Here is an 11,899-nt window from a genome sequence, read left to right as displayed (position 1 = left end):
ACGAACTCGACTGCACCGCGCCGAAGCATCCACCAGCCTGGAGAACCGGCCTCCCGGCACGCACTGCGCGCAACGGCTCCAGCCCGTACGGCGTCGCCCACTCCTCGCCCACTCCTCGATCCTCCTCGAACGGGGTCGAGCGGCAGGCCGGTGCGGCCCGTCCCGGGCGCGTTGAGAGCGGGGCTTGCGCGGGCCGGGCCGTGTTCCGGCGACAGCCGCTCCCGTGGGATCCGCTGTGGGGCGCCCGGTCGTCCGGCGGGGCCCACTGCTGCCGGGGTGGCAGCAGCGGCTCGATCCGGTCGCACGGGTCGTCCGGCGCCGACCACAGGGGCATCCCTGCATCGCCGCGTCACCCGGTGGTGGTCGGGACGGGGGCCGGGTGGGAACCATCGGGTCTGCGGGGGTGTCCGTCCCCGGGGAGCGATGTGGTGATGGAAGGAGCCGGGGTGGAGACGTCGGACAGGGCGGGGCGGGCGGTTCTGGCGGCGGCCGGGGTGCTGTTCCCGGACGGGCAGGGGCGGGTGCTGGTGGTCCGGCTGCCGTACGACCGGAAGCATCCGGTGGCGGTCCCGGGCGGTGGGTGGGAGCCCGCCGACCGTTCGCCACGGGAGACCGCGACGCGGGAGATCGCCGAGGAGCTGGGGTTCACGCCGCGGCTGGGGCCGTTGGCCTGCGTCGACTGGGCGCTGTCCCCGAGCCGTCCGCCGATCGTGGCGTACCTGTACTGGGGCGAGCCACTGACGGCGGAGCAGGTGGCGGCGATCCGGCCGGACGCTGCGGAGGTCGGCGGGTGGGTGTGGCTGACGGCCGAGGAGGCGGCGCACGCCCTGCCGCCGCGGCTGTCCCGTCGGGTGGTGGCCTGTCTGCGGGCGTCCCGGGCGGCCGGGCCGTTGGAGCTGGAGGACAGCCGGCCGGTCGGACACACGCTGCGGGAACTGCCCGCCGACGGGCCGGTGCCCGAGTACACCGGGCTGGCCGCCGCGCCGGGTCTGGGAGCGACACCCGGGGCGGGGCCGGCGGAGGCGGAGCCGCCGGAGCCGCCGGAGCCGCCGATGGACCGGGACACCTACTACGCCACCCGGCCGCGGATCCGGGCGAAGGCGCGGGCGCTGTTCACGGACGCCGACGGGAGGGTGCTGCTGGTGCGGCTGCGGCCGTGGTCCGGGCCGGACGAACGTTACTGGACCCTGCCGGGCGGCGGGGTCGAGGCGGACCGGGAGACGCCCCGGACGGCGGCCCGCCGGGAGATCCGCGAGGAACTGGGCTGGGAGGTCGAGCCCGGACCGCTGCTGGCGCTGGACTGGCAGCCGGGGGCCGCGGCCGTTCCCGGCGCGAATCCGGCGACCGGCCGGGACACCGCCGTCCTGGTGTACGTGTACGACGGCGGCACGGTGACCGAGGAACTGCTCGGCTCGATCGTGCTGCAGGAGCAGGAGTTGGTGGAGTGGCGGCTCTGCGGACCGGCCGAGGCCCGGGCGCTGCTGTCCGGGCCGTCCTGGAACCGGGTGGCGGCCGCGCTGGCCGCCAGGGAGCGGGCGGCCGGGCCGGCCGAGCTGGTGGCCGGGCGGGCCGAGCCGGCGACCGGGCCGGCCGAGCCGGCGACCGGGCCGGCCGAGCTGGTGGCCGGGCAGGCGGTTGGGGACCGTCCGACCGGTGAACACTGGGGGCATGCAGAACGCGATCACTGAGGTGCTGGCCGGTCGGCGGGTCGAGGCGGTCAGCGGCGGAGACCGGCTCGATCTTCGGCTCGACGGGCCGGTGACCGTACGGGTGGCGCACGAGTTCCGCTTCGCGGCGCCGTCCTTCGCCGCGCCGGAGGGGGTCGAGCACTTCTTCCCGGCGCTGACCTTCCGGCCGACCCCCACCCTGCTGGCGCTGGTCGGGCGGACCGTCGGCGACGCCCGGATCACCCTGGCGGGCGGCCTGGAGCTGGGGTTCACCGAGGGCGGCGCGCTGTCCGTCGCGCCGCACGCGCTGCTCGCGCCGTGGAGCGTGCTGACCCCGGACGGGGCGGTCTGCGCGGGGCTGCCGGGCGGGGAGGTGCGGTGGACGGAGCCCGGCGGGGCGTGAGCCGCCGCCGGGGCCTCGTCCGGGTCGCGTCCGGAGTGTCCTCCACGAGGTCCTCGGCGAGGTCCTCCGAGAGGTCCTCCGCGGACCGTCGCCGTCAGACCTCCAGGTCGGCCTCGACCCTGGTGAGCTGGTGGCGGGCCATCGCCAGGTTGGCGCGGCCCTTGTCCAGCGCGAGGTAGAGGAACAGGCCCTTTCCGGTGCGGCCGGCGAGCGGGCGGATCAGGTGGTACTGGCTGCTCAGCGTGATCAGGATGTCCTCGATGCCGTCCTGCAGGCCGAGCATGTCCATGGTCCGCATCTTGGCACGCACCACGTCGGTGTTCCCGGCCGCGGCCACGTTGAGGTCCAGGCCGCCGGGGCCGTCGAGGGTGGCGAGCGCCATGCCGCTGTTGTAGTCCACCAGGGCCGCGCCGATGGCGCCCTCGATGGAGGTCATGGCCTGCTTGAGGGCACCTGCTGCGTCGGTCATTTCTGTTCAACTCCTGTTGAGTGGTTCCGGGTTGGCGGGAGGTGGATCAGGGGTGTTCGGTCGGTCGTGTCCGGTCGGTTGTCCCCGGCCGGTGGCGTCGGGCCCGTGGGGTCCGGGCCGGTGGCGTCGGAGCCAGTGGCATCCGGGCCGGCCGCCGGTCAGCCGGGGTCGCGCAGTTCCTTGGGCGTCAGGGCGTCGTTGAGCAGCTCGGCGATACGCGCGGCGCAGCGACGGGCCTCCAGGTGGAGCCGGCCGACGTTGACGTCCGGGTGCGCCAGCAGGGTCAGCACGCAGCTGCCTCCGGCCGCGTAGGTGGCGACGTAGCCGTGCTCGCCGCGCACCACCGATTCGCGGAACTCGCCCTGGCCGGTGGTGTCGGCGAGCCGCTGGGCGAGCGAGAGCGAGGCCGCCGTCATCGCGGCCAGGCCGGAGGGCTCGGCTCCGTGGGTGTCGTGCGCGACCAGCAGGCCGTCCACGCTGGCCACCAGGCCGCCCGCGAGGTGCGGGACGCGGCGTTTGACGGCGCGGAGTTCGGCGAGCAGCTCGGTCTCCAAGGCGATCAGTTGTCTCCTTCCGACACGCTGCTTGAGCGCCCGCCTCATGGCCGGTACGGCGGGGTCGCGGGCGGAGAGTGGCTCAAAGTCGGGCCTCCAGTAGGTCTCGGACCCGGGTCAGCAGCGCGATGTCCGGGTCGGGGACGGTCAGCGGGTGGGCCGCTGCCGTGGTGGGCGGTCGATCGGAGCGGGTGGGGGCAGGGGCTGCGGCGGCGCCGTCGGCAGCGGCGGTGCGATCGGCAGCGGCGGTGACGGTGGTGACAGCAGTGGTGGCGGTGACAGCAGTGGCGGCGGGCCCGGTGGCGGCCCACCCGGGGCAGACGGGCTCGGTGGCCGGGATGCTGCGGAGGGTGGCGCCGGGGACCCGGCGGTGCAGGCCGCCGCCGCCCGGTCCTCCGGGGGCCGGGGCCGGAGGGGTGCTGGCCGGCGCCGCGTGCCTCGGGGCGTCGAGCGGACCGGCGTCGAGCAGACCGGCGGCGGCCAGGCGGCGCACGTCCGCCGTCACGCCGAAGCCGGAGCGACCGAGCAGCCGGGCCAGGTCCGCCGGGGTTCTTCGGCCGTCGGCGTGGTCGAGCAGTTCGCGCCGACGGCGGCCCGGCGGGCGGTGCGAGGGGCGGCGGCTGTGCTCGACCGGACGGACGGGTGCCGTGTCGAGCTGCGGCCAGGGCCAGATCCCGTCCAGGAGCCGGCGTCGGCGCTCGACCTCGCGGCCCAGCCGCGCCGGGTCGACCAGCGCCACCGTGCCGAGCCAGTGCCGGGCCTCGGACTCGAACCGCCAGGTACCACCGGACCGATCGGAGAGGACGAAGTAGGCGGCGTCGAACAGCGTGCCCAGGTGGCCGAGTTCGAGCTCGCCCCGGGTGAGCAGCTGCCGTTCGACCAGCACCTCGGCGAGCCGTCCCTGCGGGCCGTGGCGGTGCAGGAGTTCGGCCCAGACCTCGGGGGTGATCCGGCCGCAGCCGGTCAGCAGGTCGGCCAGACCGGGCGCGCGCGAGGACTCGGCGGCGGCCACCTGGCCGTCCACCAGGTGCAGGGTGCCGAGCGGGCCGTGCAGGGCACCGGTGGCGCGGCGGGCGGCCAGCAGGGCGACGGCCTCGGCGGGGGTCCGGGGTGCGGCGGCCTCCGTCCGGCCGGTCGGTTCCACCAGGGGCGGGGCGGCGGTCACGCGGGCCACCGCCGATGGGTGCGGCGGCACGGGGTCGCCCGGCGGGCCCTGGGCGAGAGGCGCGTCCAGTGGCCGCGGACGGCCGGCCGGATCGCGGCGGTCGGTGCGGGTCCGGTGCTCACCCGAGCACCAGGTCCTCGGCGAGGGCCTGGAGGCGGAAGCGGGCCGCGGCGAGGTTGCCCGACGCGCGGTCGAGCCAGAGGTGCAGGACGAGCCGGCTGTCGAAGGCCGTGTCGATGAACCGGATCAGGTGGTAGCTGCGGCCGGCGGTGACGATGATGTCCTCCAACGGGGACTTCCGGTCCTCCGCCACGGTGAAGGTCTGGCTCTCAACGGCCGCTCGCACCAAGTCGGTTGCCTCGGCGGCCGCGGTCTCGTGTTCACCGACCGGGCTGTCGCCGAGGCTGCCGAGGGCGAGTCCGCTGCTCCAGTCGACCAGGCTCGCCGAGCGGGCTCCGGCGATCGCCATCGCTCCGGAGAGGCATTCGTCGATACCCGGCACACCGGCTCCTTCGAGGGGGTCTGGGCGGCCGGGCGCAGCGCGGATCCGGCCGGGTCGCCACCAGCAGTGGCAGGTTCGACACGGAAGGCTACTGCCGGATTCCGTATGACGAACATTCCAGTGGCATATTCACACCAATTCCAGCGAGTTCCGGCCAAGGTGTGGCGGGCCGCCGAGCGTGCCGGTGGGGCAAAGTCGCTGGCCGGCCAGCCGTCACGGAGCGTTGCCCACCGACTACCTGGTGCGGGACCTTGGCCGATACCCGCGGGGAGCACGGGGTTTGCAGGCCGGAAATGCGATAAGAGGCCGGACCCCTCGGCAACTCGACGGGCACGACGGGCGGACACGACGGGCAGTCACAACGGGCAGTCACAACGGGCAGTCACAACGGGCAGTCACAGCCGGACCGATACGACCTGACCGATACGACCGGCAGACACGGCCGGACCTCGATGACAGGGCATGACGAAGGGGCCCGTTCCGCTGGACGGAACGGGCCCCTTCGGGTGGAGCGCCAGGCCCGGGTCGCACGGACTCTTCCCACTGAAAGTGGGACGTGCTCTGGTAGCACCGCTGACGCATGTTCGAAGGATCCGATCCCCGTTCTGGAAGATCATTTCCTCTCGACGTGATGAACAGTAGCAGGTCATCACGGCTGGTCAGAAATCGGGCCGGAGCACGCGCCTACCCGGCTCCGGCCGACCCGACGTACGCCGTCGCGGCCTGCCCGACGGACACCGTTCAGGCCCGTCCGCCGGGCACCGTTCAGGCCTGTCCGACGGCCTCGGCGAGCAACCGGTAGGAGTCGAGCAGCGCGGTGCGGTCATAGGTGCTGGTCGCGACCAGGAACTCGTCCGCGCCACTGCGTTCCACCAGGGCGGCCACTTCGGCGGCGGCCTGCTCGGGGGTACCCGCGATGTGCCCCTTGAGCGACTGCTCGAACGCGGCCCGCTCACGTGCGCTCATCTCCCGCGCCAGGATCTCGGCGGCCGGGGCCAGCGGCGGGAACTCCCCGTGGGTGCGGGAGTACGCGCCGGCCCAGGCCTCCGGCACGAGCAGTTCGCGCGCCCGTTCCTCGGTCTCGGCCACCGCGACCGTGCCCGAGACCACCACGTACGGCTCGGCGGCCTGCGCGGAGGGGCGGAAGCGGCTGCGGTAGCCCTCGATCGCGGCGAGCATCCGCTCCTCCCCGCGCGCGGCGGCGATGACCAGCGGCAGCCCGGCCTCGGCGGCCAGTTCGGCGCCGGCGCCGGTGGCCAGGACGAAGGCCGGCACGTCCAGGCCCTCGGCCGGACGGGCATGGACGTCGCGGTGGACCTGCTGCGAGCCGTCGAAGTAGCCGAGCAGCTCGGCCAGCTGGCCCCCGAAGTCATCCGCGGCGTCCTTCTCCCGTCCGAGCGCCCGCCGGACGCCGTCCGTGAAGCCCACCGAGCGCCCGAGGCCCATGTCGATCCGGCCCGGGAACAGCGCCGCCAGGACCCCGAACTGCTCGGCCACCACCATGGGACGGTGGTTGGGCAGCATCACCCCGCCGGTGCCGACCCTGATCCGGGAGGTGGCCGCCGCGACCGCCGCGGCGAGCACCGTCGGCGCCGATCCGGCCACCCCGGGCACGCCGTGGTGCTCGGAGACCCAGAAGCGGTGGTAGCCCAGCCGCTCGACCTCCCGGGCGAATGCCACCGTGTTCCGCAGCGCCTGCGCCGGCTCCTCGCCCCGTCTGGTCCGGGACCGGTCGAGGACGGAGAGTCTGGTCGTGGGCGCAGCACTGGTCACGTGGGGCGACAACGCCTCCCGGCCGTACGGGCATTCCCAGGGCCGGCACCGCCCCGCGCAGCCAGGAGCACCGGGAGCCCCCGACCGCGGGGAGCGCCCTCACCGCCCCGCCGAGGGTATTCGGCCCGGTCTCCGCTCCGTGGCCTTGCGGCGGCCCCAGGGCTTGTACACCGACAGGATGACGTTGAACAGGTAGAGCGAGAGTGCCACCGCCGGGACGATCACCGTGTTGTACCGGACGAACCCGAGGTCCGCGACCGGTATCGGCCCGGTCGGGTGAGCGTCCGCCACCCGGACGGCGTCGTGCAGCCGGGCGGTGAGCGCGAAGACCGAGGCGGCCATCGCCCCCAGCGTCAGCCAGAACTTGGTGCTCACCCAGTAGTACCGGAACAGGCCCCAGGACGTGCCGAGCCCCAGCGCCACCCCGCTCAGGAAGGTGAGCAGGCTCAGCGGCAGCACCAGCGTGTCGCCCAGCATGCCCATCGCCCGGTAGGCCGTTCTCAGCCGGTCGCCGTCGTCGGTGGTCAGGGCCGTCACCGCCAGGGTGAGCAGGCACAGCATCAGCGCCAGCCAGCTCACCGAGACGACGACGTGCAGGACCACCAGGCGCTTGCGCGCCCCCGGTGAGAGGCGGCGACCGGCGGACCGCCGCCCCGGACCCGGGGCCTCTCCGGGGGCGGCCCCGGGCGCTGCGACGGCCCCGGTGGAAGAGCTGGACGGACTGGACGAACGCACGGGTACCTCCTTCGAGTCGGGCGGCTCACGACGACGCGCCCAGACTCCCCCGTCCGCCCCTCATCGGTCGTCTGCCAGGGGAAGTAACCTCGTGTACTCCCGGACGAGTACGCGCCCGCGCGTCGCCGCGCCCGACGAACTCCCCAGGGAGTACGCCGACGCCCGCCGCCGACTCCCCCGACGCCGACGCCCGGCGCCACCCCCACGCAGTCCGCCGCCCGCTCAGTCCGTCACCGCACAGTCCGCCCCCGCTCAGTCCGTCACCGCTCAGTCCGCCCCCGCTCAGTCCGTCACCGCGAACCCCCGCGCGGCTCCCAGCCGTTGCAGCGAGTCCCGCCCGGGTATCCCGTCCGCGGCCCCCGCAGAGTACCCGCACCGCCGCTGCCAGCCCGCGTACGCCGTGACCGTGAGGCTGCCGTACGAGCCGTCCACCCAGCGCTGTTCGAGCAACCCCTCGTCCGCCAGCGCCTGTTCGACGATCGCCACCTCGGCCCCGTACGTCCGGTGCCCCTGCTCGGCCCCCGGGTCGCTGCGCGCCGCCGCGACGACGTGGGCGAGCGAGACCGTGCGCGGCCCGGGCAGGTAGCCGAGCAGCCGCCGCAGCGAGTCCTCGCCCGGCACGCCGTCCGCGGCCCGCCCGGAGTAGCCCAGGCTCGCCTGGTAGTCCGCGTAGTTCTCGGTGTCCGCGTCCGTCCAGGTCGGCCCGGGCCCGGAGTGGTAGTGGGAGCCGAACCCGCCCGCGACCAGCGCCCGGCCGACGGTGGTGACCTGGTAGCCCTGGGCGCCGTAGCCGTACGCCAGGCCGTTCACGGTGACCTGGTACCGGGCCGGGACGGACTCCCCGGGGGGCGGGGAGGACGGGGAGCCGGAGCCGCTGCGGAAGGCGGGCCAGGTCCCCGGGTCGGTGTGGTCGTTGAACGGCACGTGGGCGTGCGCGTACCAGCCGCCGCGGGTCTCCCACACGTGCTCGTCGCGGTGCGAGGAGAAGTCGGTCGGCTGCCCCATCGGCCACGCGTCGGGCACGCCCCAGGAGGAGACCCAGGCGTGGATCCGGTCCCAGCCCGCGCACGGGGTGTCGACCAACTGCGCGTAGACGGTGCCCTGGTGGCGGCAGTACGGGAAGAAGACCGCTTCGATCTGGATCACCACCCGCCCGGCCCGGTTGGTACGGGTCGGGCTCTGGGCGGGGCTGAGCAGGCTCTTCGAGCGGGAGTCGGCGGGGAACAGCTGGGCGGCGCGTCCGCTGAACGGGTCCCAGATCAGGTGCGGGGCGTCACCGGCGCCGGCGCCGGTGAAGTACCCGACCAGGTCCTCGTAGGGGCACCAGTCCTGCGGTGCGGCGGCGGTGGCGTTGCGGTCCCAGGTGATGTGGGCGATGGCCTTCGGCGGGTACTGCTGGTCGGTCGGCGCGTGGTCGCCGAGGTCATGGATCTCGGCACCGGGCATCCACAGTTCGGGCATGTTGGCTCCTCCGAACGGCGTCATGACGTCATCACCGTTATCGGCAGGTTCACGTCGGGAATTGACCCCGCCGACGGGATCGGCGGCATCGAACCGCCCGGTTCCGCACGGCCGTTCGGATCATCGAGGGGCGTTCGTCCTGGCGTGCGGGCCGGGGACCGTGGTGCGCGCCGGCAGCTCCCCGCGCCGAGCTGCCCGGGAACGGCTCCGGGGAAGGCCCGGAGGCCACCGGGCGGCGGCGCATTCCACCTCTCCGCGGCCGCCCTGTCCATCGATTGACTTCGAAAATGGTCTAGTCCATGGCGGTGCGCTCGCATCACACAGCTCTCCTTCCCCCGTGGCCGAGCCGAACCGCATCACCCGGCCGTACCCCGCGTGACCGTGACCCACGGCGGTTCGGGCGCGCCGCGGAATTCGGCGGCGGAACCGGCCGGGCGGCGGGCACAATGCGCGGATGCCCTCGCTGCTGCCCGCCGTTGCCGGTAACCCCGCCCTGCCGCCCGAGCTGCTCGCTCGCCTGGTCGCCGACGCCGACGAGGGCCTCGCGCAGGAACTCGCCGAGGAGTTGGCGGAGGAACTCGCACAGCGGGCGGATCTCACCCCGGACCAGGTCCGGCAGCTGGCCGACGGCCACGAGGGCGCCGCCGTACGTCTGGCCGGGCGCGGCCTGCTGCACGCCGAGGACGTCGACCCGCTCGCCCGCCCGCAGGTCGCGCTCGCCCTGCTGGACGAGGGCCGAGGAGATCCGGCCTGGCCACGGCTGTTCGCCACCCACCCGGAGGAGTTGGTCAGGGAGCGGGTCGCCTCGGCGGTCGGGCTGCCGGACGAGGCCGCGGACCTGCTCGCGGCCGACGAGTCGGCCGACGTGGTGGCCGTACTCGCCGTCCACACCACCCGACCGGACCTGCTGAGCCGCTTCGCCGCCCACCCGGTGCCGACGGTGCGGCGCTGCGCCGCGGCGAACGAGGCCATGGCCGCCGAACTGCTCACGGTCCTGCTGGACGACCCCGAGGTGATGGTCCGCGAACAGGCGGCGGCCCATCCGACCACCCCGGGGGCGGCTGCCGCCCGGCTGGTGGCCGACCACACCATGGTCCGGCAGGCGCTCGCCACCCACCCCGGGCTGCCCGCCGAGACGTACCACCGGCTCGCCGGGGACGAGATCCCCTGGGTCCGGTCCAACCTCGCCCGGAACCCGGGGGTCGACGAACGGCTGATCCGCCGCCTCGCCGAGGACGACGGCCACGACGTGCGGCGCTCACTCGTCCAGCACCCCTGCATCCCGCTCGACCTCCTCACCCGGCTCGCCACCACCGTCCGGATCGGTCCGGCCCTGCTACTGCCCCGGATCGGCGCCGCCGATGCCGCCGAACTCGCCCGGCTCGCGGGCTCCCGGGAGCCGAGGGTCCGCGCCCTCGCCGCTTCCCGCCGCGATCTGCCGGCGGAGCTCCGCGACCGGCTGGCCGCCGACCCGGACGCCAAGGTGGTCAAGTCGGTGGCACCGCACCCCGGCCTGACCGCCACCCAACTCACCGCCGTTCTGCATGCGTTCGGGTCCATGGTGGCCACCGCCGTGGCCGCGAACCCGGGCGCCCCCGGATGGGTGCTCGATCGGATCGTCGCGACCCCGCCCACCCCCGTCAAGGCCCTGCGCACCGTCGCCGCCCACCCCAACGCCTCCCCCGCAGCTCTGGCCACCTGCCTGGCCTCCCCGGACCCCCGAACCGCCGCGGCGGCCGCCGCCAATCCGGCCCTGCCGGTGGCGGTGATCGCGGACCTGGTCTCCCGGCACCTGCCCGGCCGGTGACGCGGGGGGCCGATGTGGCTCCTGGTGTCCACCGGCCGCCGGCACGTCCGCACCCGGTTGCAGTTCCGTCTCCGTTCGGTCCGGCGGGGGTGTGTCGCGGCCACTGGTCCGGGAGCCTGGTGACAAGGACTCATGCGGCGGGGGGAGTTGCCATGGGGGACGGCCGGGAGCTGGTACCGCGCGTGGTGGGAGCGCTGGTACGGCTGGCGCGGGGCACGGCCGGGCCGGGCCGGGCGGTGGCCGAGGTGGTTCACGCCCGGCTGCGGCTGGTGCCGGAGGGGGCGCGGGCCCTGACGGCGGTCGAGGCGGACCCGGAGGATCCGCGGGCGCGCGGCGAACTGACCGCGGCCGTCGCCCAACTGCTCGTCGCCGACCCGGGGTTCGCCCAGTACCTGACCACCACCGAGCTCGGCGGGCCGGCCGACCCGACCACCGTCCAGCTCCGGACGGGCCCTGCCGCCGATCCGACCACCGTTCACCTGCGGGTCGATCCCGAAGACCGGTCCACCGTCCAGCTCCGGGCCGAGTCCGGGAACCCCTCCACCGTCCAGCTCCGGACCGGACCCAGGAACCCGTCCACCGTCCAGCTCCGGCTGGGTCCGGCCGCCGCCGGTGCCCGCGCCCTGGCCGCCCGGCGCGGCAACACCGCCCTCGTCGTCACCCTGGCGCTGGTCCTGATCACCGCGCTGGTCGCCCTCGGGATCCACCTCGGCTCGCGCCCGCTGCTCCAGCCCAACGGACCGGACTTCGCCCACGCCGCCCGGACCATCCGCGACCCCGCGCAGGCCCAGGGCGTGCTGCCGGACCTGGCGGCGATGCCGGGCGGCTGGCAGGTGGCGATCGGGCCGCGGTCCGGGGCCGGCAGCGGACCGGACGTGCCCTGCCTGCTCCCGCACGCCTGCGACCAGCAACTCACGTACGCCACCGTGACGTTCAGCGCCACCCCACTCCCGTCGGTGCAGTTCGCCGTGGTGACCTTCGCCTCCGCCGAGGCCGCCGGCCGGGCCTTCGCCGCCAGGCTCGGCCTGCTCGACGCCCGGGGCGACACCGCGGTGGCGGCCGCCCCGTCGATCGGTGACCGGAGCGCCGCCCGCACCCGGGGCGAGTCGACGGCCGAGACGCTGGTCCGGGTCGACACGGCATTGCTGTACGTTCACTACTCGGGCCCGGGGGCGACGGTCGCACTGCCCGGCCTCACCCCCTTCGCCCGGCTGCTCGCCGAACGCGCCCAGCAGGCCGAACAGGGCCGCACCCCGGACGCCGTCTTCCACGCCACCGCGCCCTGAGCACCCCGGACACCCCGAGCGCTCAGAGCACCCGCGCACCCCGAGCGCCCGGAGCACCCGCGCACCCCGTCGCCCGA

Annotated in this window: 11 protein-coding genes; 4 read left to right on the top strand and 7 right to left on the bottom strand. The window is 75.0% G+C overall.

Features of this window, described 5'->3' with window-relative positions; translation table 11 throughout:
• The first annotated feature begins 446 nt into the window (after positions 1-446).
• Together ACIRVF_RS33280 and ACIRVF_RS33275 are read left to right on the top strand one after the other, a co-directional pair.
• Positions 447-1,688, top strand: a complete 1,242-nt coding sequence (locus ACIRVF_RS33280; RefSeq protein WP_402826280.1) for an NUDIX hydrolase — start codon at positions 447-449, stop codon at positions 1,686-1,688.
• Positions 1,669-2,070 (top strand): DUF6188 family protein, encoded by a 402-nt coding sequence (locus ACIRVF_RS33275; RefSeq protein WP_402826277.1) that lies wholly within the window; start codon positions 1,669-1,671, stop codon positions 2,068-2,070. The genes ACIRVF_RS33280 and ACIRVF_RS33275 overlap by 20 nt, the downstream gene beginning before the upstream one ends.
• A 94-nt stretch (positions 2,071-2,164) precedes the next feature.
• Here ACIRVF_RS33275 and ACIRVF_RS33270 read toward each other — a convergent pair whose 3' ends face one another.
• The 7 genes from ACIRVF_RS33270 to ACIRVF_RS33240 form a co-directional block, all read right to left on the bottom strand.
• Entirely contained in the window at positions 2,165-2,539 is a 375-nt protein-coding gene (locus ACIRVF_RS33270; RefSeq protein WP_402826274.1) for a hypothetical protein, read from the bottom strand.
• Between the two features lie 158 nt (positions 2,540-2,697).
• Entirely contained in the window at positions 2,698-3,093 is a 396-nt protein-coding gene (locus tag ACIRVF_RS33265; protein WP_402826271.1) for a roadblock/LC7 domain-containing protein, read from the bottom strand.
• An 82-nt stretch (positions 3,094-3,175) separates the two neighbouring features.
• Complete coding sequence (locus ACIRVF_RS33260) at positions 3,176-4,267, bottom strand: hypothetical protein (protein ID WP_402826268.1); 1,092 nt, start codon at positions 4,265-4,267, stop codon at positions 3,176-3,178.
• A 109-nt stretch (positions 4,268-4,376) separates the two neighbouring features.
• Positions 4,377-4,760, bottom strand: a complete 384-nt coding sequence (locus ACIRVF_RS33255; protein WP_402826265.1) for a hypothetical protein — start codon at positions 4,758-4,760, stop codon at positions 4,377-4,379.
• A 765-nt stretch (positions 4,761-5,525) separates the two neighbouring features.
• Positions 5,526-6,533 carry an MsnO8 family LLM class oxidoreductase gene (locus ACIRVF_RS33250; RefSeq protein WP_402826262.1) on the bottom strand — a complete coding sequence of 336 codons (1,008 nt, stop codon included), beginning with the start codon at positions 6,531-6,533 and terminating at the stop codon, positions 5,526-5,528.
• A gap of 99 nt (positions 6,534-6,632) precedes the next feature.
• Positions 6,633-7,268 carry a DUF2269 domain-containing protein gene (locus ACIRVF_RS33245; RefSeq protein WP_402826259.1) on the bottom strand — a complete coding sequence of 212 codons (636 nt, stop codon included), beginning with the start codon at positions 7,266-7,268 and terminating at the stop codon, positions 6,633-6,635.
• 282 nt (positions 7,269-7,550) lie between these two features.
• Positions 7,551-8,729 (bottom strand): peptidoglycan-binding protein, encoded by a 1,179-nt coding sequence (locus ACIRVF_RS33240; RefSeq protein WP_402826256.1) that lies wholly within the window; start codon positions 8,727-8,729, stop codon positions 7,551-7,553.
• 454 nt (positions 8,730-9,183) lie between these two features.
• Between ACIRVF_RS33240 and ACIRVF_RS33235 the strand changes: the two genes are divergently transcribed.
• Both ACIRVF_RS33235 and ACIRVF_RS33230 read left to right on the top strand, forming a co-directional pair.
• Complete coding sequence (locus ACIRVF_RS33235) at positions 9,184-10,536, top strand: hypothetical protein (protein ID WP_402826253.1); 1,353 nt, start codon at positions 9,184-9,186, stop codon at positions 10,534-10,536.
• Between the two features lie 152 nt (positions 10,537-10,688).
• Positions 10,689-11,822 (top strand): hypothetical protein, encoded by a 1,134-nt coding sequence (locus ACIRVF_RS33230; protein WP_402826250.1) that lies wholly within the window; start codon positions 10,689-10,691, stop codon positions 11,820-11,822.
• Positions 11,823-11,899 lie beyond the last annotated feature (77 nt).

The organism is Kitasatospora sp. NPDC101157 (assembly GCF_044768255.1).
GTDB lineage: Bacteria > Actinomycetota > Actinomycetes > Streptomycetales > Streptomycetaceae > Kitasatospora.
The sequence above is the reverse complement of the archived record's forward strand: the minus strand, read 5'-3'. Positions and strand labels throughout refer to the sequence as shown.

What these genes read in the sequence shown, in the direction of transcription:
- ACIRVF_RS33275 (WP_402826277.1), top strand. Translation starts at nt 1,669, where the DNA reads ATGCAGAACGCGATCACTGAGGTGCTGGCCGGTCGGCGGGTCGAGGCG.
- ACIRVF_RS33270 (WP_402826274.1), bottom strand. Translation starts at nt 2,539, where the DNA reads ATGACCGACGCAGCAGGTGCCCTCAAGCAGGCCATGACCTCCATCGAG.
- ACIRVF_RS33240 (WP_402826256.1), bottom strand. Translation starts at nt 8,729, where the DNA reads ATGCCCGAACTGTGGATGCCCGGTGCCGAGATCCATGACCTCGGCGAC.
- ACIRVF_RS33235 (WP_402826253.1), top strand. Translation starts at nt 9,184, where the DNA reads ATGCCCTCGCTGCTGCCCGCCGTTGCCGGTAACCCCGCCCTGCCGCCC.
- ACIRVF_RS33230 (WP_402826250.1), top strand. Translation starts at nt 10,689, where the DNA reads ATGGGGGACGGCCGGGAGCTGGTACCGCGCGTGGTGGGAGCGCTGGTA.